We start from the raw sequence: 25,257 nt of genomic DNA on the forward strand, positions 1-25,257 counted from the left end.
CCGCGCAGGGAAACAGAGGTGGGTGTGCGCTGCTCCGTGTCTCGGAATTCGAGGAGAGGTTAGACGATGAGTCCGGATTCAGCCATGCCTTCAGACCGAAATCCTGATCTGATTCCGCTTTCCAGGGCGCAATACGGAATGTGGCTGGCGGACAACCTACCCGGCGGACCGAACGTCAACATCGCCCACTACGTCGAGATCGAGGGGCACATCGACTACGCCGCCTTCAGTAAGGCGATGAACGACGCCGGCCACGAGACCGAATCAATGGTCGTCCGGGTGGTCGAAGTCGGCGGTCGTCCGTATCAGTACGTGGACCGCGGCATCGTCTACGACGAGCCGCTGCTGGATCTGACCGCGGCCGCCGACCCCTACGCGGCGGCGATGGACTGGATGCGCCGCGACTACGGCACCAAGGCGGTCGACTTGGCCCGGGACCGCCTCGTCGCGACGAAACTCATCCGGGTCGGCGAGGACCGGTATCTGTGGTACGCGCGCGCCCATCACCTCGTGATCGACGGCTACGGCGCGTTCAACCTGCTCAACCGCGCGGCCGAACACTACAACGCGCTGATCGAGGGCCGCTCGCCGACGCCGCTGGCCGCACCCCGGCTGACCGAGATCATCGCCGCGGAGCACGACTATCGGACGAGTCGGCGGTTCGAAACCGACCGGGCGTACTGGCTGGACAAGGCGGCCGGCCTGCCGCCGGCCACGAGTCTGGCGGGGCGCTCCGCCAAGTGGAGTGAGGACGACCGCTACGCCGGACGCACATTGCCGTCGCCGCTGACCGAGCGGATCGACCGGTTCGCCGGCGAGCTGAACGCCTCCGCGGCGCAGGTGGTGGTGGCCGCGTTCGCCGCCTTCCTCGCGCGCATGACCGGTACCGACGAGGTCGTCCTGTCGCTTCCGGTATCCGGGCGGGTGACCAGGCGATTGCGCAATGCCGCCGCGATGCTGGCCAATATGGTGCCGATCCGGTTCACCGCGGACCCGGCGACGACGGTGGCGGAACTGATCCGCGAATCGGTGTCCGAACTCGTCCTGGCCATGCGGCATCAGCTCTACCGGTTCGAGGATCTACGCCGCGAGTCCGATGCCGTCGACGCGGCGGCCACCTCGTTCGGCCCGATCGTGAACATCCTGTTCTTCGATTCCGAGATCCGCCTCGGCGAGGCGATCGGGCGCTACCGCGCACTGACCTCCGGCGCGCTGGACGATCTGCAGCTCAACATGTACCGCTCCGGCGCCGACGCACCGCTGTCGGTCGAACTGCACGGCAATGCCAACCTGTACGGCCAGGACGAACTCGACGCTCACGCCGGCCGATTCGCCGACTTCCTCGACCGCATCACGAACTCGCCCGCCGATGCCCGGCTGATCGACATTCCGCTGGTCGATCCGGCCGAGCAGCGGCGAGTGCTGGGCGAACTCGCGGGCCACGACGGGGCGCCCACGTCGGCGACGCTCGTCGACCTCCTCACGCGGCAGGCCGCGTCGTCGGCCTCCGCCGTCGCCGTCGACGACGGGACGACCACGCTGACCTATCGCCAACTCGACGAGCGCTCCAACCGGTTCGCGCGCAGGCTCATCGCACTCGGAGCCGGGCCGGAAACGCTGGTGGCCATCGCCCTGCCACGGGATGCCGATCTGATCGTCGCCGCACTGGCGGTCGTGAAGTCCGGCGCCGGCTATCTGCCGCTGGACCGCGCGCATCCGCTCGAGCGGCTCGACTACGTGCTCGGCGACGCCGAACCGGTCGCACTGGTGACGAACCGGAGCATGGGCGACCGCCTGCCTGACACGAGCCGCGTGGTGTTGTTCGACGACGACATCACCGAGAGCGGCGAGCCGATCACGGATGCGGAACGTACCCGTCCGCTGCGTCCCGACAACGTCGCCTACGTCATCTACACCTCGGGATCGACGGGGCGGCCCAAGGGCGTGTCGGTCACTCATCGCGCGGTCGCCGGCTACCTGACCGACGCGACGGCCGAGATCGGTGTAGGCGCCGATGACGTGTGGACGCTGTTCCATTCGTTCGCATTCGACTACTCGGTCTGGGAGATCTTCGGTGCGCTGGTCACCGGCGGCCGGATCGTGGTGGTCGACGGTCCCGTCACGCGCTCACCGGACGAGATGGTCCGTCTCGTCGCGCGGAACAAGGTGAGTGTTTTCAGTCAGACACCGTCGGCGTTCCATCAGTTCGCGGCCGCGCGACAGCGCTACGCCGACGCCGGGCAACCGGACGGTGAGCTCGCGCTGCGCCTCGTCGTCCTCTCGGGGGAAGCGCTGGACCCCGCGAGCCTGTCCGGCTGGTACGCCGGCAATCCCGGCCTGCCAGTGCTGGCCAACAGCTACGGCATCACCGAAACCACGGTCTTCGTCACCTACACTCCGCTGGCGCCCGACCGCGCCGTGCCGGGCGCGCCCAGCATCATCGGCCCCCCGCTGCCGGGTTTGCGCGTGTACGTCCTGGACGAACGCCTGCGGCCGGCGCCACTGGGCGCCTGGGGTGAAATCTATGTCGCCGGAACGCGACTCGCCCGCGGCTATATCGGCCGCCCGGGGCTGACCGCGGGACGCTTCGTCGCCGACCCGTTCGGCGCGCCGGGTTCGCGGCTCTATCGCAGTGGTGATGTCGCGCGCCGAAACATCCACGGCGAGTTGGAATATCGAGGCCGAGCCGATCGGCAGGTGCAGCTGCGTGGCTTCCGGATCGAACTCGACGAGATCCGCGCCGCGCTACTGAGCCACGGTTCGGTGTCGGCGGCGGTCGTCGTCGTCCATCTGCCCGGCACCGACGCGGCCCGGCTGATGGCCTACGCGGTGCCGGCCACCGGCGCGGACTGCACGGCCGAGGAGTTGCGCACCCACGTCCGCTCGATACTGCCGGACTACATGGTCCCGGCCCACGTCGTCGTCCTCGACGCACTGCCGCTGACCGTCAACGGCAAGGTGGACTATCGCGCGCTGCCCGAACCGGCACCGGATTCGGCGGCGGCCTACGTGGCGCCGCGCACGGCCGTCGAGGAGACCATCACCGATGTCTTCGCCGAGGTCCTGGGCGTCGCCCGGGTGGGTGTGCTGGCCAACTTCTTCGAGCTCGGTGGCAACTCGCTGACGGCCACCGGCGCCGCGGCGCGGATCGCCGAACTGACCCGGTGCGAGGTGTCGGTGCGCGAGCTGTTCGAGAAGCCGACCGCGGCCGAGCTCGCCGCCCATATCGACGGCGCCCGGCGGTCCGCACGGCCCGCGCTGCGGCCACAGCCGCGCGTCGACCCGCTTCCGCTCGCGCCCGCGCAGACCCGGATCTGGCTGATCAATCAGATCGAGCCCGAATCGGCGGCATACAACATTCCGCTGGTGCTGCGGCTGTCCGGACAACTCGACACCGCCGCCCTGCACGCCGCGTTGGCCGACGTGATCGAACGGCACGAATCCCTGCGCACCGTGTATCCGGCCGTGAACGGCCAAGGGACACAAGTGATTCTGCCGTCCGAGGAAGTCGCCGCGGAATGGGATGTGACGCCGCGCCGCATCTCCGCCGACGAACTCGACCACCGGATCGGCGAGCTGGTGTCGACCGGAACCGATGTGCGCCACCGGCCGCCGATCCGCGTCGCACTGCTCGCCACCACCGATCACCGGCACGTCCTGGTGGTCGTGCTGCACCACATCTGCTGCGACGGGTCGTCGCTGCCGCCCCTGGCGGCCGATTTCGCCGCCGCCTACCGAGCGCGGGCGCAGGGGCACGCTCCCGACTGGGAACCGCTACCGGTGCAGTACGCCGACTACAGCATCCGGCAGCGCATGCTGCTGGGTGACGACAGTGATCCCGACTCGCTCGCCGCGCGTCGATTGCGCTACTGGACAGAGCAATTGGCGGGGATGGCGCGACCGCTGGAACTGCCGGTCGACCACCGGCGGCCGGAGGGCCGGTCCCTGCTCGCCGAGGTCGTCGACACCGCGATCACCGCCGAGACCTACGCCGGGATCGAGCGGCTGGCTCGCTCGGCGAGGGCCACCACCTTCATGGTCGTGCACGCCGCGCTGGCCGTGCTGCTGGCCCGGCTGTCGGATTCGACCGATATCACCGTCGGCACTCCGGTCGCGGGCCGCGGCGAACGCGCGCTGGAACCGTTGATCGGCATGTTCGTCAACACCGTGCCGCTGCGGACGCGAGTGCGTGACGACGAAACCTTCGCCGGCTTCCTGGCGCGAGTCCAGGACATCGATGTCGACGCGTTCGCCCACAGCGACCTGCCCTACGAACGGGTCGCCGACGCGATCGAGCCGATGTCGGCGGTCGCGCAGGACCCGCTGTGCCGGGTGTATCTCGCGTTCGACAACATGGACCGCCCGACCCTCGAACTGGCCGGCGTCACCGCCGAGGTCCTGGATCCGGGACCGCAGCCGGCGAAGGTCGACCTGATCGTCACCGTCGCCGAGAACGCCCGGGCGGAAGGCGATCTCCCGGTGCGGATCAATTACGCCGCCGACGTGTTCGACCGGGGCACGGTCGAGGAATTCGCCGCGCGCCTGCACCGGATTCTCGATTCGGTCGTGCGTGATCCGGGGCAGCGGGTCGGTGCCGTCGATGTGCTGTCGGCCGGGGAGCGCGCCGCACTGGTGCCCGCATCCGGCGGCCGGGCCGAGACGCCGCGCGTGCTCGCCGAACTGCTGACGATCCGGGATCCGGACGCCGTGGCCATCGTGTTCGGCGCGCACACCCTGTCGTACGGGGAGCTGGACGCCCGGTCGAACCAGCTCGCCCGAGTGCTGATCGAGTACGGAATCGGCCCGGACGACCAGGTGGCGCTGGTGCTGTCGCGGTCGGTGGAACTCGTGGTCGGGATGTGGGCGGTGGCGAAGGCGGGCGCGGCGTTCGTGCCGGTGGATCCGCGCAATCCGGCCGAGCGAGTCGCGGTCATGCTCGCGAACGTCCGGGTCGCGATCGCCGTGACGACCACGCAGGATCTGGTGCCGCACACCACCGAGCCGGTGGTGCTCGACGCTCCGCGGACCGAGGCCCGCATCACCTGCCGTTCCGCGGCCGCGGTGACCGACGGTGACCGCATTCGCCCGTGCCGGGCGTCGAATACGGCGTACGTGGTGTACACCTCGGGGTCGACCGGCGAGCCGAAGGGTGTCGCCGTGGCGCATGCCGGGGTGGCGAATTTCGCTGCCGAACAACGGGAACGGTATCGCATCGGCAGTTCGGCGCGGGTGCTGCAGGTGGCGGCTCCGGGCTTCGACGCGCTGGTGCTGGAACTGCTGATGGCACATCCGCACGGTGCGGCGCTGGTGATCTCGCCACCGGATGTCTTCGCCGGCGAGCGGCTGGCGGAACTGATTCGCACGCAACGGATCTCGCACGCGTTCATCACACCCAGCGTGCTGGCGACGATGTCGCCCGCCGACGTCGGGTCGTTGCGCGTGCTGGTGGCCGGCGGAGAGGCGGTCTCGGCCGACACCGTCGCGGTGTGGGGTCCCGGCCGCCGGTTGCACAACGGCTACGGGCCGACCGAGACCACGATCATGGTGGCGATCAGCGATCCCCTCCGCCCCGGTGACCGGGTGACGATCGGCGGTCCGATCCGCGGTGTGCGGGCGCTGATTCTGGACGAGCGGCTGCGGCCGGTGCCGATCGGAGTGACCGGGCAGCTGTACATCTCCGGTATCCATCTCGCCCGCGGATATCTCGATCGGCCGGCGGACACGGCAGCGGCGTTCGTGTCCGATCCGTTCGGCGCCGCGGGGGAACGGATGTATCGCACCGGCGATCTGGCGCGCTGGACCCCCGAACGTACCCTCGAATACGCCGGGCGCACCGACTTCCAGGTGAAGATCCGCGGTCGGCGCATCGAACTCGGCGAAATCGAGGCCGTCCTCGCCGGCCATCCGGACGTCGCCGCCGCGGTCGTGGTGACCGTCGAGACCGACGGCGGAGGGCGGCTCGCCGCCTACCTCGCGCCCGTCGGCGACGGCATCGACGTGGCCGCCGTGACGGCGCACGCCGCGCGCCACCTGCCGGCCCCCATGGTTCCCGAGGCGGTCACGGTACTCGACGCCCTCCCGCTGACCTCGGTGGGCAAGGTCGACCGCGCCGCCTTGCCCGCACCGGTATTCGACAGTGCGCGAGCCGATTTCGTCGCGCCGCGCGATGCGGCCGAACAGCTCGTCGCCGATGTGTGCGGCGCCGTGCTGGGTATCGACCGGGTCGGCGTCGCCGACAACTTCTTCGCCCTCGGCGGCAACTCGCTGTCGGCGACGCGGCTGGCCGCGCGGCTGGGTGCGGCGTTCGGTGCCGAGGTGTCGCTGCACACCGTCTTCGACGCCCCGACCGTCGCGGCGCTGGCCGCGGCGCTGCGCACCATCGACGCACCCGGGCGGGAACCGCTGCTCCCGCAGCCGCGCCCGGCGCGCATTCCGCTCTCGCCGGCCCAGGCCCGGATGTGGTTTCTCAACCAGTTCGACACCGGCTCCGCGCTGTACAACATCGCCCTGGTGGTGGGCATGACGGGACCGCTCGACGTGGCGGCCATGCGCGCGACCGTCGCCGATGTACTGGAACGGCACGAGGCGTTGCGTACCGTGCATCCGGACAGCGATACCGGGCCCTACCAGCTGATCGTGCCGGCGCGGCAGGCGCTGCCGCCGCTGGAGCCGGAGGCGGTTCCCGCGGCGGAGCTCGAGGCGCGGATCGCCGCCACCGCCGCCGCCGGATTCGACGTCACCCGCGACGTCCCGTTCCGGATCGCCCTGCTGCGCACCGCCGCCGAGGAACACACACTGGTCCTCGTCGTTCATCACATCAGCTTCGACGGATCCTCGCTGGCACCGCTGGCCGCCGACCTGATGACCGCCTACGAGGCGCGCCGCGGGCAGCGGGCGCCACGGTGGGAGCCGCTGCCCGTGCAGTACGCGGATTACGCGCTGTGGCAGGGCAAGCGGCTCGGCACCGAGGACGACCCGAGCGCTCCGGCCGCCGTTCAACTCGACTACTGGCGCGCGGCGCTGGCCGATCTGCCCGAAGTGCTCGATCTGCCCACCGACCGCCCCCGCCCGGCGCGGCAGAGCTTCCGGGGCGCGACGGTGTCGTACACCCTGCCCGCCGATCTCGGGCGTGAGCTGACCGCGCTGGGCCGCTCGTGCGAAACCACGGTGTTCATGGTGCTGCACGCGGCGTATGCCGCACTGCTGGCACGGCTCTCGGGCGGTGACGACATCGCGGTCGGCACACCGGTGGCCGGGCGCGGAGAACCGGGCCTCGAACGCCTGATCGGCATGTTCGTCAACACGCTGGTGTTGCGGACGCGCATCGATCCCGGCGCGTCCTTCCGCCGGATTCTGGAGCAGGTTCGGGCAACAGATCTCGCCGCCTTCGGCCATGCCGACATCCCGTTCGAGCGTCTCGTCGAGGTGCTGAATCCGCCTCGCTCCACGGCGCACGCGCCGCTGACCCAGGTGGGTTTCGCGTTCCACAACATCGACATTCCGACGGTGCGGTTCGAAGGGCTGACAGTCGATGCCCGGACCGCGGACCCGAGCGTGGCCAAATACGATCTGCACCTCAATCTCGTCGACACCGCGCGCCGCGACGGTGAGCCCGGTGCGATGGTTCTCGAATTCTCCTATGCGACAGATCTGTTCGACGAGTCCACGATCCGCTCGATGATCGACCGATTCGTTCTGTTGCTGCGCGCGGTCGTCGACCGGCCCGACCGCGCGATCGGCGATATCGATCTGCTGACCGAGGAGGAGGCGCGCGAGCTGGCCGTGCGGGAGACCGGCGGATCCATGGCGCCGTCCTCGGCGACGATCGCCGAGCTGTTCGCCGCCCAGGCCGCGGCGACACCGCGGGCTACCGCCGTCCTGGATACCGGCGACGGCACGCGACTCGGCTACGGAGAGTTCGCGGCCCGGGTGAACGCGCTCGCGCGGGCGCTGATCGACCGCGGAGTCGGCCCGGAAACGGTTGTGGCCGTGGCGATGCACCGGTCGGCCGACCTGCTGACCGCCCTCTATGCGATCCATGCGGCCGGTGGGGCGTATCTACCGGTGAATCCGGAACACCCACTCGATCGGGTGCGCGCCGTGCTCGGCGCGGCACGGCCCCGGGCGGTCCTCACCCGCCGATCCGACGAGGCGAACCTGCCGGGCGACATCCCGGTCTGGGATGTCGCCGAACTCGGCGCCCGGCCACTCGACACCTCGCCGGTGACCGACCGCGACCGGCTCGGGCCGCTGCGCCCGGAGAATCTGGCCTACGTCATCTACACCTCCGGCTCGACCGGAGTGCCGAAGGGCGTGGCGGTATCGCATGCCGCGGTGGTCAATCAGCTGCGCTGGCTGCGCGAGCACTATCGGCTGGGCGACGATGTCATGCTGTTGCGGACGCCGGTCACCTTCGACCTGTCGGTGTGGGAACTGTTCTGCGCCTTGACTTGTGGCGCCGAGTTGGTGATCGCCGGCCCGGGCGCGGGCGCCGACCCGGAGGCGGTGGCGCGGTTGATCGCCGAACATCACGTCACCACAGCCGATTTCGTGCCCTCGCTGCTCGCCGCGTTCGAGGAGACGGCGGCCCGTCGTCGCTTCCCGGATCTGCGGCGCGTCCTGTGCATCGGCGAAACGCTGCCGGCCGACACCGTGCGTCGCTTCCGGGAACTCAGCGATGCGCGCCTCGACAACCTGTACGGGCCGACGGAGGCGGCGGTCAGCGTCACCGCCTACCACGTCGACGGCATCGACGGCGGTACGGTGCCGATCGGTACACCGGAGCCGAATGTCGTGGTGCACGTCCTGGATTCGCGCCTGCATCCGGTACCCGCCGGTGTGACGGGGGAGCTGTATCTGGGCGGCGTCCAGCTCGCTCGCGGCTATCACCGCCGCCGCGATCTGACCGCCGCGACCTTCGTCGCCGACCCCCTCGCCGGTGTGCCCGGTGCCCGCATGTACCGGACCGGTGACCTGGTGCGGTGGGGGAAGGGCGGCGTGCTGTGCTACGTCGGGCGCGCCGACGACCAAGTCAAGATTCGCGGGCTGCGCATCGAACCGGGCGATATCGAGGCGGCGCTGCTCGGGCACGAACAGGTGAGCGCGGCCGTGGCGCGCGTCTGCGCCGACCGCGGCGAGCAACGCCTGATCGCCTACGTGGTCGCACCGGAGACCGTGGATGCCAGGCAGCTTCGCCGCCTGCTGCTGGACCGGCTGCCGGCCTACATGGTGCCCGCCGCGATCATCCGGATCGACGCGGTTCCGCTCACCGCCAACGGGAAGATCGACTACCGGGCGCTGCCGGTTCCGGACGCGATCGGGCAGGCGGAATACCGTGCGCCCCAGGGGATCGTGGAGCAGACGGTCGCCGAGGTCTTCGCCGAACTGCTCGGCGTGGCGGCCGTGGGCGCGGACGACGACTTCTTCGACCTGGGCGGCAATTCGCTCGTCGCCACCCGGGCCCTGAGCCGGATCGGCGCCACGCTCGATGCGTCCGTGCCGGTGCGGATGATCTTCGAAGCGCCCACGGTCGCCGAGCTCGCCGAGCGCATCACCCGGCTGCGCGGCGTGCCCGCGCTGCCCGCCCCGGCGCCCGGGCCGAGACCGGAGCGCCTGCCGTTGTCGACGGCGCAGACCCGGATGTGGTTCCTCAACCAGTACGACCCGCAGGCGCCGGGATACATTGTGCCGCTGGCGGTTCGGCTCGAGGGCGCGCTCGACGCGGACGCGCTGGCAGCGGCCGTCGGCGATGTGGTGGAACGGCACGAGAGTCTGCGCACCGTGTACCCGGCGGTCGACGGCGTGCCCACGCAGGTGGTGCTGGACGCCGCCGGCGTCGTCGCGGAGTGGGACCTGACACCGCGGTGGATCGACGAGCGGGAGCTGGCCGACCGGTTGGCCGCGCTGTCGACCACCGGATTCGACGTGTCCGACGCGGTGCCGGTGCGGGTGGCGCTCTACCAGTTGTCGGACACCGTCCGAGTGGTCGCGATCGCGGTGCACCACATCAGTTGCGACGGCTATTCGGTGGCGCCGCTGGCCGCCGATCTGGTTGCGGCGTATCGGGCGCGGACCGGCGGCCATCCGTGGGAGCGGCCGCCGCTGCCGGTGCAGTTCGCCGATTACGCCCTGTGGCAGCGTGCGGTCCTCGGCTCGCCCGGCGATCCCGAATCACCGGTGGCCCGGGATATCGCCTACTGGCGAACGCGACTCGCCGGCATACCGGAACTCCTCGAACTGCCCGCCGACCACCCGCGCCCGGTCGAGCAGAGCCATCGCGGCGCGCTGATCCACACCGACATACCGGCGGAATTGCAGAGCCGGGTCGAATCGCTGGCCCAGCGCGCTCGCGCCACGACCTTCATGGTGGTGCACACGGCGCTCGCGATACTGCTGTCGCGCCTGTCCGGCAGTGACGACGTCACCGTCGGCGTACCGCATGCGGGCCGCGGTCATCGGGTGCTCGACGAGCTGGTCGGCATGTTCGTCAATACCTTGGTCCTGCGCACGCGTGTCACCCTCGACCAGACGTTCACCGGATTGCTGGATGTGGTGCGCCGCAGTGATATCGAGGCCTTCGACCACGCCACCGTGCCGTTCGAGCAGCTGGTCGACGCACTGCGTCCGGCCCGCTCGACCGCGCATTCGCCGCTGTTCCAGGTGATGCTCGCCTACCAGAACATGGTGCGGGCGCGCGTGGAGTTGCCGGACCTCACCGTCGAAACCCTCGATGCGGGAGACAGTTCCGCGATCTACGACCTGCTGTTCATGGTGACGGAGGACCACGGACCGGAGGGTGAGCCGGCCGGAATTACGCTGCGACTGACCTACGCGACCGACCTGTTCGACGCGGAGTCGGCGCAGCGCTTCGCGGACCGGTTCGTCCGCCTGCTCGACGGGCTCACGACCGACGCCGACGCGCCGCTCGGCGAGCTCGATCTGCTCGATACCGCCGAACGGGAGCTGGTGCTCAAACGCTGGAACGACACCGGCGACCCGGTGTCGGTGGGCCGCACGCTGGTGGACGGCTTCGGCGAACAGGTGCGTCGCACTCCGCACGCTCCGGCGATCCTGCCCGCCGACGGTGACCCGCTGACCTACACCGACTTCGCCGACCGCGTCCACCGGCTGACCCGATGGCTGATCGCGCGCGGTGCGCGTACGGAAACACATGTGGCCGTGGCGGTTCGACGTTCGGTCGACCTCGTGACGGCGCTGTACGCGGTGCTGGAGTCGGGCGCGGCCTTCGTGCCGATCGATCCGCAGCAGCCGAGCCGGCGCGTCGCCGACGTGCTGGACGCGGCACGGCCGCTCCTGGTGCTCACGACGTCGGCCGACGGCGCCGGCCTGCCGCCGGAATATCCGCGGGTGGACCTGGATCGGCTGGATCTGTCCGGACTGTCCGGCGACCCGATCACGGATGCGGACCGGCGGGCGCCGCTGCGGCCCGACAACGTGGCCTATGTCCTGTTCACCTCCGGCTCCACCGGTGTGCCCAAGGGAGTGGCGCTGACCCACGCCGCCACCGCGAGTCAGCTGGCCTGGGCGCAGCGGCAGTGGCCGCACGGCGCCGACGATACGGTGCTGTACAAGACGCCCGTCACCTTCGACATCGCGGTGTGGGAACTGTTGTGGCCGTTGCAGACCGGCGCGCGCATCGTGATCGCCGAACCCGAGGGGCACCGCGACCCGGCCTATCTCGCGGAGTGCATCGCGAACCGGGAGATCACCACGGTGCACTTCGTCCCGTCGATGCTCGACGTCCTGCTCGAAGCCGTCGACGGCACCGAGTTACCCTCGGTACGAAGGGTTTTCGTCGCCGGGGAGGCGCTGGCGCAGTCCACCGTCGATGCCGCGGCGCGCGTGTTCACCGCGGCGGAGGTGGTGAACTGGTACGGCCCGGCCGAGGCGGAGGTGGTCACCTCCGCGCGATGCTCGCCCGGTGCGGCGGTCCCCGCGACGGTCCCGATCGGCACACCGGTCTCCGGCATGCGGGTGTACGTGCTGGACCGCAGGCTGCGCGCGGTGCCGGTCGGCGTCGTCGGCGACCTGTACGTCTCGGGTGTGCAGCTGGCGCGCGGCTACCACGGCCGCGCCGATCTCACCTGCGCGGCCTTCGTCGCGCATCCGTTCGGCGCACCGGGGGAGCGGCTGTACCGCACCGGGGATCTGGTGCGGTGGACCCGATCGGGCCGTCTGGACTTCCTGGGCCGCAGCGATTTCCAGGTGAAGGTCCACGGCCAGCGCGTCGAGCCGGGGGATATCGAGGCGGCGGCATGTGCCCTCCCGGAGGTCGTGCGCGCGGTCGCGATCGCTACCGCGGAGCGAATCGTGGCCTATGTGACGCTCGCACCGGGGGCGGCGATCGACGGCCGCGCGATCCGGGACCGGCTCGCGCGCCGGCTGCCGTCGTATCTGGTTCCGGTGCGCGTCGAGGTGCTCGACCGGATGCCGCTCACCGCGAACGGCAAACTCGACCGGGCCGCGCTCCCACAGCCGGAATTCGACGACGTGGCGGACTTCGTGCCCGCGGGCACCGATCACGAAGCGGCACTGGCCGATATCGTCGCCGCGATCACCGGCGCGGAGCGAGTGAGCGTGGCGGCGAATCTGTTCGAGATCGGTGTCGACTCGCTCTCGGCCGCCCGGGTGGCCGCGCGTGCCGAGGCGGCGCTCGGGGTGCGGGTAGGGATTCGCGATATTTTCGAGGAGCCGACGATCGCCGGGTTGGCGGCTCGCCTCAGCCGGCGTGCACGGTCGTCGCTGCTCCCGCTCGCGCCGCGGCGGCGCCCGGCCACGGTCCCGCTGGCGGCGGCACAACGGCGGCTGTGGTTCATCAACCAGTTCGATCCCGCCTCGGGGGCCTACAACATCGGCTTCGCCGCGCGGTTGACCGGCGCGCTGGACCTGGGCGCGCTGCGTGCGGCATTCGAGGACGTCGTGGGCCGGCACGAACCTCTGCGGACCGTCTATCCCACGGTGGCCGGCGAACCCTGCCAGGTGGTGCGGGATGTGGCCGCCGTGGCCGAGCGCCTGACGCCGGATGCGGAGCCGGTCGAGGAGGCCGTGCTGGCGGAGCGGATCCGGGAGACCGTCGAGGCGGGCTTCGACGTCTCGGCCGAGGTACCGCTGCGTGTGCGGATATATCGCCTCGCTCCCGAGCAGCACATTCTGGTCCTTGCCGTCCATCACATCGCCGCCGACGGCTCGTCGATGGCACCGTTGGCCCGCGATATCTTCACCGCGTACGCGGCGCGCGTGAAAGACGAAGCGCCACAATGGGAACCGCTTCCGGTGCACTACGCGGACTACACGCTGTGGCAGCGGGACGTGCTCGGCGACGAGGAGGATCCGGCGTCGGTGACGGCGCGCCAGGCCGCCTATTGGACGGCAGCCCTGGCCGATGCGCCGGAGCTGCTGGATCTGCCGACCGATCGTCCGCGGCCCGCGACCATGTCGATGGCCGGGGGCAGTGTGCGGTTCGGCATACCGCCGCGGCTGCACGAGGAGGTCGTGCGGCTGGCCCGGCGCGAGGGCGTGACCGTCTTCGTCGTGCTGCATTCCGCGCTGGCGATCGTGCTGTCGCGCACCGCGCATACCGGCGACGTGTCGATCGGCACGCCCGTGGCGGGGCGCGCCACGGCGGCGCTGGACGATCTGGTCGGCATGTTCGTCAACACCGTCGTGCTGCGCACGCCGGTCCGCGACGACATGTCGTTCACCGAGCTCGTCGCGCAGGTGCGCGGCGTCGACCTCGAGGCGCTCGAGCATGCGGACCTGCCCTACGAGCGGCTGGTCGATCTGCTCGACCGTCCCCGGTCCACGGCCTATACGCCGCTGTACCAGGTGCTGTTCGGCGTGCAGAACACAGGGGCCGCCCGGTTCCGGCTGCCCGATGTCGAGGTGGAGCTGATCGATCCCGGTGTCGCCCAGGCCAAAACCGATCTCACCGTCCTGCTGACCGACAACCCCGACCGTGACGGGGCCGGAATGGACGGCGAAATCATCTACGCCACCGACCTTTTCGCCGAGTCCACCGCGCGGGGGCTGGCGGACCGGTTCGTGCGCGTCCTCGACGCGGTGGTCGGCGATCCGGCCCGGCCGGTGGGCGATATCGCGCTGATCGGCGCCGACGAGGCCGAGCGGCTGGTTCCGGCACGTGGCGGCGCCGCACCCGCGCCGCGGCTGCTTCCGGAACTGCTCGGCGCGGCCGTGGCGACCGCTCCCGAGGCGATCGCGCTGATCGACGGTACTCGCGCGCTCACCTACCGAGAACTCGACGATCGCGCGGAAGAACTTGCCGCCCGGCTGGTGTCGTCGGGCGCGCAACCGGGGGTATGCGCGGCGCTGGCCGTACCGCGCTCGGCGGACTATCACATCGCCATGTGGGCGATCGTGAAGACCGGCGCCACCTTCGTGCCGCTGGATCTGCGCTATCCGCCCGAGCGGATCGCTTACTTGCTGCACGACTCCGGCGCTGCCCTCGGTATCACGACGACCGCCGCGCGCGCCGCGCTGCCCGGCGATGTGCGCTGGCTGATGCTCGACGAACCACGGGACCCGGGCGAACCCGCGGTGAAACGGCCACGCGCACCGCGGCTTCAGGATGTGGCCTATGTGATCTATACATCCGGCTCGACCGGAACGCCCAAGGGTGTGATGGTCACCCACGAGGGGCTCGCCGCCTTCGCGGCGGAGCAGCGCGACCGCTATCGCGTCGAGCGCACCTCGCGCATCGTGCAAGTCGCCTCACCGGCCTTCGACGCGGTCCTTCTCGAAGCGCTGATGGCGCACGCCGCCGGCGCGGCACTCGTGGTGGCGCCGCCGGAGGTGGTCGGCGGCGCGGACCTGGCCGCGCTGATCACGGCGCACGGGGTGACGCACGCGTTCCTGACGCCGAGTGTGCTGGCGACGATGTCTCCGGCCGAGCTCGATTCGGTGCGGATGCTCGCGGTCGGTGGCGAGAAGGTGGCGCCCGACCTGATCACGGCCTGGGCGGCCGGGCGGCGGTTGCACCACATCTACGGGCCGACCGAGACGACGATCGTGATCACGATCAGTGATCCGGTGGGCCCGGACGAAACACTCACCATCGGCGGGCCGATCCGCGGCGCGGAGGCGGTGGTGCTGGACGCGCGGCTGCGTCCGGTGCCGATCGGGATACCGGGGGAGTTGTACCTCTCCGGCGCCGCACTGGCACGGGGATACCTCAATCGTCCCGCCGTCGCGGCGGCGTCGTTCGTGGCGAACCCCTATGGTGCGCCCGGAACCCGGATGTACCGCACCGGCGATATCGTCCGCTGGACCGCGCAGGCCACGATGCAGTACGTCGGCCGGCTCGATTTCCAGATCAAGATCCGGGGCCAGCGGGTCGAACTGGGGGAGATCGATGCCGCCTTGCTCGCGCATCCGGCCGTCGCCACCGCGGTCACCGTGACGCGCACCGGCCCGGGCGGGCGGACCGTGCTCGCGGCCTACGTCACCACCGATCCCGCCACGACCGCCGCGCCGGGCGACATCCTGGATCGGCTCGCGGCCACCCTGCCCGCGCATATGGTGCCGGCGACCGTCACCGTACTCGACCGGCTGCCCCTCACCTCGACCGGCAAGGTGGATCGAAAAGCGTTGCCGGAACCGGACTTCGAGGTCACCGCCGAAGGCCCGGCGGCGATCTCGGACGAGCTCGAACGCACCGTCGCCGCGGCCTTCACCGATGTGCTGGGTGTGCCCGGAGTCGGCGCGACCACGTCGTTCTTCGCGCTGGGTGGCGATTCCATCATGTCGATCCAGCTGGCCTCGCGGTTGCGGGCCGTCGGCATCGGCGTGACGGCGCGAGACATCTTCGAGCGCAAGACGGTTCGCGGTCTGGCGCAGATCGCGCAGGCGCCCGCTCGGGCAATGATCGAGGAACTGCCCGGCGGTGGCGTGGGTGAGGTGGCGCTCACGCCGATCGTGGCGTGGTTCGTCGAGCACCTCGGCGCACCGGCGCGGTTCGCGCAGTCCGTGCTGGTGCGGTTGCCGCAGGACGCGCGGGTCGACGATGTGTGCGCGACCGTGCGGGCGGTCGTCGAACACCACGATGTGCTGCGTTCGCGGCTGCGGGCGGGTCGCTGGGATGTGCTGCCGCCGAGCGCGTCCGAGAGCGCCGGATCGGTATCTATGCGAACCTTCGGCACCGGCGAGCGGCCCGGTTCGCCGGGTTTCACCGCTGTGGTGGAGGCGGCCTTCGCCGCGGCGGTCGACCGTCTCGATCCGGCGACCGGCGCGATGGTGCACGTCGTCTGCCTGCTGCCGGAACCCGGCGTGGACGCGGAGGCACGTGCGCTCGTCGTGATCCATCACCTGGCCGTGGACGCGGTGTCGTGGCGAATTCTGTTGCCCGACTTCGCCGTCGCGTGGCAGCGGATCATCGCCGGGCGTCCGGTCGAGCCGGCCGCGCCCGGCACCTCGATGCGGCGGTGGGCCGAGGCGCTGGTCGCCGCGGCGGCGGCGCGGGCCGAGGAATTCCCACTGTGGCAGCGGATCTGCTCCGCCCCCGACCCGATACTCGGACGCGCGAATATCGACCCCGCGCTGGATACCCAGGCGACGGTGCGGCACCTGACCGTCACACTGCCGGTCGAGGTGACCTCGGCATTGGTGCGCGAGGTGCCCGCGGCGGCGCACGGCACCGTCGACGACGCGCTGCTGACGGCGCTGGCCGTGGCGGTGCGGCGCCTGCGCGAACGCCGCGGCATCGACTGTCCGGCAACGAGTGTCATGCTCGAAGGGCACGGCCGCGAAGAAGGGATCGCCGAAGGGGCGGACCTGTCCCGCACCGTCGGCTGGTTCACCACCAGATATCCGGTGGTGCTCGACCTCGAAGGGACGGACTCCGCCGATCTGCCCGCCGCGGTGAAATCCGTCAAGGACCAGCTGCGGGAAATCCCGGACAAGGGAATCGGTTACGGCCTGCTGCGCTATCTGAATCCCGCGATCGCGCAGCGATTCGCCGAGCTGCCGGAACCGCAGATCGCCTACAACAACCTCGGGCGCACGGGCATGGACGGCACGGATCCGGCCGATCCGGCGTGGGTGCCCTCCGGCGAAACCTTCGATCAGCGCGCGGCATTCGAGCCGGAGATGCCGGCGGCGGCGGTGCTCACGATCGATGTGAACATTCTGGACACGGCAGCCGGACCGCAGCTGTCGGCATATGTCGGCTACGCCTCCCGGCTGCTCGACCGCGACGAGGTCGACGAACTCACCGGCGAATGGGTGGAGGCGCTGACCACCATCGCGGCCGCGGCCGACCAGGACTGGGGACTGAGCCGCGCGGATGTGCCGCTGGTCGACGTGACCCGCGAGGATCTCGACGCGTTCGCCCGCCGCTACGGACGACTCGACGACGTGTGGCCGTCGGCGCCACTCCAGGCCGGGCTGCTCTTCCACGCCGAAGTCGCCGCGGGCCGGCTCGACGTCTATCTCGCCCAATCCGTGCTCACTCTCACCGGCGAGGTCGACGCAGCCCGGTTCCGGCGCGCCGCGCAGGCCCTGCTCGTGCGCCACCCGAACCTGCGGGCCGCGTTCGCGCGCACCGCCGAAGGTGTTGCGGTGCAGGTGATTCCGGCTACGTTCGAAGTGCCGTGGCGACAGGTCGCGCTGTCCGCGGGCCCGTCCGAGGCAGCGGCGCTCCTCGATGCCGAGCGGGAGTCGTCCTTCGATCCGGCGAAACCGCCACTGCTGCGATTCGTGCTCGCCGAACTGGGGCCGCGCGACTTCCGCCTGATCCTGACCGCCCACCACCTGCTGCTCGACGGATGGTCGCTGCCACTGCTGTGGCGGGAACTGATCGGCCTGTACGCGGCGGGCGGGCAGCCCGGGCTGCTGCCGGATGCGGCCGCCTACCGTGACTATCTGGACTGGCTGTCCCGGCGCGATCGTGCCGCGAGCGTGGCGGTGTGGCGCGACGCGCTGCGCGATGTCACCGAACCGACCCTGGTCGCCGATCCGCGTGCCGATGCGGCCGCGACCATGCCGGTCGATCTGCCCGTGGAGGTCGACCGCGAGGTGAGCGCCGAGCTGGCGGAGTTCGCGCGGTCCCGTGCGGTGACGATGGCGACGATCGTGCAGTTCGCCTGGGCGGTGGTCGTGGGCAACCTACTCGGCTCCGACCGTGTCGTGTTCGGCAGTACGGTGTCCGGCCGGCCCGCCGACCTGCCCGGCGTGGAGTCGATGATCGGGCTGTTCATCAACACGATTCCGGTCGTCGCCGAGGTCCGCCGCGAGGATACGCTCGAGCAGGCGCTGACCCGGCTGCAGGCCGGCAACACTCGCCTGCTCGACCACCACTACCTCGAACTGCCGCGTATCCTGTCGGCGGTCGATGCGGTATCGCTGTTCGACACGCTGGTGGTATTCGAGTCCTATCCGGTCGACGGCAGTGGCCTGGGTGCCGCCGACATCGACGGCATGCGGGTGGTCGCGGCGGACGGTCGCGACGCCGCGCACTACCCGGTCACCGTTCAGGCCCACCACACCGACCGGCTGCACATCCGGCTGCGCTACCGGCAGGATCAGGTCACCGACGCGACGGCGTCCGGACTCGCCGACCGGGTCGCACGGGTGTTGCGGGCGATCGCGAAGGACCCGGGTGCACGGCTGATGACGCTGGATCTGCTGGACCACGCCGATCGTGACGCCCTGGTCCCCGCCACCGGCGGCGCCGCCGCAGCGCCGCAACGCGCGGACCGGTTGCTCGCCGCGGGTGTGTGGTCGAATCCTGCCGCGCCGGCACTGATTTCGGGCCGGCAGACGATGTCCTACGCCGAGCTGGACGCGCGCTCGAACCGGCTGGCGCGGTCCTTGCTCGAGCGCGGGATCGGTCCCGGTGAGCAGGTCGCACTGGTGATGCCGCGATCGGTGGAACTCGTCGTGGGACTGTGGGCGACGGTCAAGACGGGCGCGGCGTTCCTGCCGGTCGACCCGCGCAATCCCGCAGGACGCGTCGCCCACATGCTCGCCGATTCCGATGTGCGAGTGGCACTCACGGTCGCGGCGGCGCGGGATCTGCTACCGGACACCGTATTCCCGCTGGTCCTCGACGATCCGCAAACCGATATCACGATCGCCGCGACATCCGCGGCCACCGTCACCGACGCGGAACGCGTGCGGACACCGCGGAGCGCGGACGCGGCGTACGTGATCTACACCTCCGGTTCGACCGGCGCGCCCAAGGGCGTCGTGGTCACGAACGAGGGGCTGGCGAATTTCACCGCGGTGGTGCGCGACCACTTCGGCATCGACACCGCCTCACGGGTGCTGCACGCGGCGGGCCCGGGCTTCGATGCGATGGTCCTCGAGGTACTGCTGGCCCATCCCAACGGCGCGGTGCTGGTCGTCGCGGGACCGGACGCCTATGCCGGGGAAGATCTGGCGGAGGTGGTTCGGGCACAACGGGTGACCCACGCCTTCCTCACCCCGAGCGTCCTGGCCACCCTGTCCCCGGACGGCATGGATTCGTTGCGCGTGCTCGCGGCGGGCGGAGAGGCGGTGACACCGGAGTTGGTCGCGGTGTGGGCGCCGGGACGGCGGCTGCTGAACGGATACGGGCCGACCGAGGCCACCATTTTCGCCGGGATCAGCGCGGCGCTGTCGCCGGGTGCGGCCGTGACCATCGGCGTGCCGATCCGCGGAATGGAGGCCGTGGTGCTCGACCCGTGGCTGCGGCCGGTGCCGGTCGGCGTGGCGGGAGAGTTGTACCTGGCGGGCCCGCAGTTGGCGCGCGGGTACGCAAACCGGCCCGGAGCGACCGCGACCGCGTTCGTCGCTAATCCGTTCGGCCCCAACGGTTCTCGCATGTACCGCACCGGTGACCTGGCACGCTGGACACCGGACTACACGGTGGAGTATCTCGGCCGCCGCGACTTCCAGGTCAAGATCCGCGGTCAGCGCATCGAACTCGGCGAGATCGAGGCCGTCCTGGGCGAGTATCCCGGGGTCGACCGGGTGGCGGTCGCCGTGCGCGCCGACGAGCGCGGCGCCGCCCGGCTGGCCGGATATCTGGTCGGCGACGCCGGGATCGATCCGGACGAGGTCAAAGCCGTTGCGCGCCGCCGTCTGCCGGCGCACATGGTGCCCGACGTCGTGCTGCGCATCGCCGAACTTCCCCTGACCGCTACCGGCAAGCTCGATCGGGCGGCGCTGCCCGCACCGGATTTCGCGGTGCGGCGACGCCGGATCGCCCCCGGCAGCGACATCGAACAGCGCATCGCGGACGTCTTCGGTGACGTCCTGGGTGTCGGCGACGTCGGCGCGACCGACAACTTCTTCGAACTCGGCGGCACCTCGCTGTCGGCGACCCGGGCGGTCGCGCGCGTGCGCACGGCGCTGGGTGTGCACGTCGGCATCCGGGATCTGTTCGACGCTCCGACGGTCGCCGAGTTGGCCGCCCGTCTCGCCGGCGCCGACCGGGTCGTCGCGGCGCGGCCGGTGCCGCGTACCCGCCCGGACCGCATCCCGCTCTCGCCCGCACAGCAGCGGATGTGGTTCCTCAACCGCTTCGACACCTCGGTCGGCGCGTACAACATTCCGCTGGTGATCCGGTTGCGGGGCGACCTCGACGTCGACGCGCTGCGCCGGGCGTGCGCGCTGGTCATCGACCGGCACGAGTCGTTGCGAACCCGGTTCCCGATGATCGACGGGGCTCCGTGCCAGGTCGTGGTCGACGCCGAAGAGGTCGCGCCCGCGCTGGTCCCGATCCGAACCGGCGAACGGGAGGTCCTCGAGCGCGCGGCGGCGGTGGTGTCGGCGGGCTTCGACGTCACCCGGGAGCCGCCGGTGCGTGCCGAACTGTTCGCCCTCGGCGACCGTGACCACATGCTGGTGATCGGCGTCCACCACATCTGCGCCGACGGGCAGTCCATGCTGCCGCTCGCCCGGGACGTGGCGGTGGCGTACGAGGCGAGTAGGCAAGGAACACAACCGGATTGGCCGCCGCTGCCCCTGCAGTACGCCGACTACGCGCTGTGGCAGCGGGAGATGCTCGGCGACGAGTCCGACCCGGACTCACTGATCTCCCGGCAACTGCGCTTCTGGACCGGCGCTCTCGCCGGGCTGCCGGAACTTCTCGAACTGCCGACCGACCGGCCCCGGCCGCCGGTGGCGTCCATGCGCGGCAGCGCCCTCGATTTCGAGCTGTCCGCCGACCTGCACGCCCGCGTCGATGCCCTCGCCCGCGCGGCCGACGCCACGGTGTTCATGGTGCTGCACGCCGGGCTGGCGGTCCTGTTGTCGAAGCTGGCCGCGGTCGGCGATATCGCGATCGGCACCCCCGTGGCCGGCCGTGGCGACCGCGAACTCGACGATCTGATCGGCATGTTCGTCAACACGCTGGTGTTGCGAACGCGGGTGGCGCCGCGGCAGGAGTTCGAGGAACTGCTCGCCGCCGTCCGGGACACGGATCTGGCGGCGTTGGCTCACGCCGACGTGCCTTTCGAAGAGATTGTGGAGGAGCTGAATCCGCGGCGCTCGACCGCGCACATGCCGCTCTATCAGGTGACGCTCGACGTGCAGGATCTCAGCGCGGCCGCGCTGGAGCTACCGGGCCTCACCGTCGAACCGATCGAAGAGGGCTTCGATCAGGCACGCGCGGATCTCAACGTCAAACTCGTCCCACGGCGCGATGCCGCCGGCCGGCCGGGCGGAATGACCGGTCGCCTCACCTACGCCGCCGACCTGTTCGTCGAGCAGACGATGCGGCGATTCGCGCGGGCATTCGTCGGCATCCTGGAGCAGGCGACCGCGAATCCCGCCGTCGCCGTGGACGATATCGATATCGTCGCACCGGACGAACGCCGCCGGATACTGTCCGCCGCCGGAACCGACGGCAGCACGGTCCCGGAGCAGACCCTGTCCGAGCTGTTGTCCGCCCGCGTCGCGGCACACCCCGACGCGATCGCGGTGAGCGACGGTACGGCACAACTCACCTATGCCGAACTGGAACGCCGCGCGACCCGGCTGGCCGCCCGCCTCGCCGCGCACGGCGCACGACCGGAAACGCTGGTGGCGGTGGCGCTGCCGCGGTCGGTCGACCTGATCGTCGCGCTGCTCGCGGTCGTGCGCGCGGGCGCGGCATATCTGCCGCTGGATATCGCGAATCCGCCGCGCCGCCTGCGCTTCGTCATCGACGACGCGCGCCCGGTCGTAGTGCTGACCTCGGCCGAGATCGCCGCACAGGTGCCCAGGTGCGCGACGCCGCTGGTGTCGATCGACGATGCCGAAACCGAATTCGACGCCGGCAGCGCTCGGGCGCCGGTGGCCGCGCGGGCGGACAACCTCGCCTACGTGATCTACACCTCCGGGTCGACCGGCACCCCGAAAGGCGTGGCCGTCACCCACCGCGACGCCGTCACACTGCTGACCCACGCCACCGAACGATTCGACGTCCAACCCGGCGACGTGTGGACGATGTCCCATTCCTACGCATTCGATTTCGCGGTGTGGGAGATGTGGGGCGCGCTGCTGACCGGCGGCCGGCTGGTCGTCGTCGACCGCGACACCTCCCGCTCGCCCGACGCGCTGGTGGAACTGGTCGCCCGCGAACGCGTCACCGTCTTGAGTCAAACCCCTTCGGCATTCTACGGTTTCGCCGACGCCGAACGTCGATATCGGGAATCCGGCTGCGGCAGCGGCGATCTCGCGCTCCGCTATGTCGTCTTCGGCGGTGAGGCATTGGATGCGTCGCGATTGCCGGAGTGGTTCGCCGCCCACGAGCCCGGCTCGCCGCGGCTGGTCAATATGTACGGGATCACCGAAACCACGGTGCATCTGACCTTCGCCGAGGTCGACGGTCCGGCGGCGGACCGGATCGGGGTGCCGCTCCCGGGCCTGCGAATCTATGTCCTCGACGACCGGCTGCGCCCCGTGCCGGTCGGCGTTCGCGGCGAAATATGCGTCGCCGGAGCACAACTCGCGCGGGGCTACCTGCGGGCACCCGCCCCGACCGCGAGCCGGTTCGTGGCGGATCCGTTCGACCCGGCCGGCGGCCGGTTGTATCGCACCGGCGACCTCGGCAGCTGGCGGGAAACCGGCGACGGCCTGGAACTGAGCTACGCCGGTCGCGGTGACGCGCAGGTGCAGTTGCGCGGGTACCGGATCGAACTGGGGGAGGTCGAGTCGGCGTTGCTGCGGCATCCGTCGGTCGCACGGGCCGCCGCGGCCGTGCACCGCCACGAACGCGAGGTCGACCAGCTGATCGGTTACGTCGTCGCCGCCGACGGGCAGCACATCGATCCGGGCGAGGTCCGGGCGGCCGCCGCCGAGGTGCTGACGAGTTACATGGTGCCCTCGATGGTGATGGTGCTGGCCGATCTGCCGCTGACGGTCAACGGCAAACTGGATCGAAAAGCCCTGCCCGCGCCCGATTTCGACACGGCCGCGCAACGGTTCGTCGCACCGCGCACGCGCACCGAGAAGATCATCGCCGAGGTGTACGAGCAGATCCTGGGGTCCGCGCGGGTCGGGGCGACCGACGGCTTCTTCGATCTGGGCGGCAATTCGCTGCTGGCCACCATGGCGGTGACCGAATTGCGAACGCGCGGTGTGACGCTCGACTTGCCGTGGATGTTCGAGGACGCGACACCGCAGACGCTGGCCCGCCGAGCCGACGACGCCGACGGCGCATCCGGCCTGAACGTACTGCTGCCGTTGCGCGCGAACGGATCCGAGCCGGCCGTGTTCGCCGTCCATCCGGCGGGCGGTCTGGCGTGGTTCTACGGCGGACTCGTCGAACATCTGCATCCGGATCGCCCGGTATACGGTCTGCAGGATCCGCACGTGGTCGCCGGTGAACCCGCCGCCGGCTCGGTCGACGAATTGGCCGCCCGCTACGTGTCCGAGATCCGCCGCGTCCAGCCCACGGGGCCCTATCACCTGCTGGGGTGGTCGCTGGGCGGTCAGATCGCGCACGCGATGGCGGTTCGGTTGCGCCGCGACGGCACCCGGGTCGGCATCGTGGCCCTGCTCGACAGTGCGGCGGTTGCGCCACCGCAGCCGCCGGCCGCGGCCGGTGAACCAGCGCCGGGGCAGCTGATGGCCGATCTGCTCGGCGGCTGGCGGGAGTTGTTCGACCTGGGTGACGAGCTCGCGGTGAGCACCCACGAACAAGCGTGGGATGTCATCCGGGGGCAGGTGATCGCGACCGGACTGTTCACCGCCGAACAGACGGATCGAGTCATGGAGAGCTTCCGCACCGCGGGCGATATCTCCGCCGCTCATCGTCCGGACGTCTTCGACGGTGACCTGGTCCTGTTCACCGCCGGACAGGACCATCCGGACCACGACGCTCTCGCCGATACCTGGCGGCCCTACGTGGGCGGCGACATTCACAACGTCGTGGTCGACGCCCGCCATCTCGAAATGAGTCATCCCCGTGCGCTGGCCGTCGTCGGCCCCGTCCTCGAAAGGTTCATGGAACAATGCTGACCACTCTGCAACACGTGCGACTCGATGACGGCAGAACGGTGACGTGCACCAGTCCTGCCGAAGCCAGAATGCTGTGGGGGGAGACGACCGCCGCGGACGGGTTCTACCGGCGCGCGGCCGAATTCCTCAGTCCCGGCCAGGTGGTCCTCGACATCGGCGCCAACATCGGCCTGAGCGCGATGATGTTCGCCGACACCTGCCCCGGAACCCGGGTCATCGCGGTCGAACCGGTGCCGATGACCTTCCGTTGCCTGGATCGCAATATCGCCGCGCATGTTCCCGGCGGGATATCGCTGCGAACCGCGGTCGGCGCCACGCCGGGGACCCGGGCCTTCACCTGGTACCCGCGCGCGACGGCGAATTCCGGATTCTTCGCCGATCGCGCGGCCGACGACGAGGCGACCGCCATCTATCTGCGCAACAACGGCTTGGACGACAAGGCCATCGCGGTCATCACCCAGGGGTTGCACGACGGCGTACAACTCGAGGTCGGGGTCACCACGGTGTCGGCGATCCTGGACCAGCACTGCCGCGGGTGCGAGATCGGCCTGCTCAAGGTCGACGTCGAACGCGCGGAATTGGATGTGCTGCGCGGGATTACCGACGCGGACTGGCGGCGCATCCGCGTCGTCGTCGCCGAGGTGCACGATCGCGACGGCCGGCTGCGCGAGATCTGCGATCTGTTCACACGTCGGGGTATGTCGGCGCAGACCCGGCAGGACCCGCATCTGGTCGGCACCGAGATGCACGAGGTCTTCGCCGTCCGCCCGCGAATCGACCGGTGAGCACCCGGTG

Annotated in this window: 2 protein-coding genes; both read left to right on the top strand. The window is 70.6% G+C overall.

Features of this window, described 5'->3' with window-relative positions:
- Positions 1-84: 84 nt before the first annotated feature.
- The gene (locus NE2_RS20350) at positions 85-24,462 is read left to right on the top strand and encodes a non-ribosomal peptide synthetase (protein ID WP_167356760.1); all 24,378 of its coding nucleotides are present in this window, start codon (positions 85-87) and stop codon (positions 24,460-24,462) included.
- Positions 24,456-25,247: an FkbM family methyltransferase gene (locus tag NE2_RS20355; RefSeq protein ID WP_063028459.1), complete on the top strand. Its 792-nt coding sequence runs from the start codon at positions 24,456-24,458 to the stop codon at positions 25,245-25,247. Before NE2_RS20350 ends, NE2_RS20355 begins: the two co-directional genes overlap by 7 nt.
- The last annotated feature ends 10 nt before the right edge of the window (positions 25,248-25,257 follow it).

This window comes from Nocardia elegans NBRC 108235 (assembly GCF_001612845.1).
Classification (GTDB): domain Bacteria; phylum Actinomycetota; class Actinomycetes; order Mycobacteriales; family Mycobacteriaceae; genus Nocardia; species Nocardia nova.

Bases quoted from the DNA above. Each gene is read 5' to 3' on its own strand.
- NE2_RS20350 (WP_167356760.1), top strand. From the start codon at position 85: ATGCCTTCAGACCGAAATCCTGATCTGATTCCGCTTTCCAGGGCGCAA.
- NE2_RS20355 (WP_063028459.1), top strand. From the start codon at position 24,456: ATGCTGACCACTCTGCAACACGTGCGACTCGATGACGGCAGAACGGTG.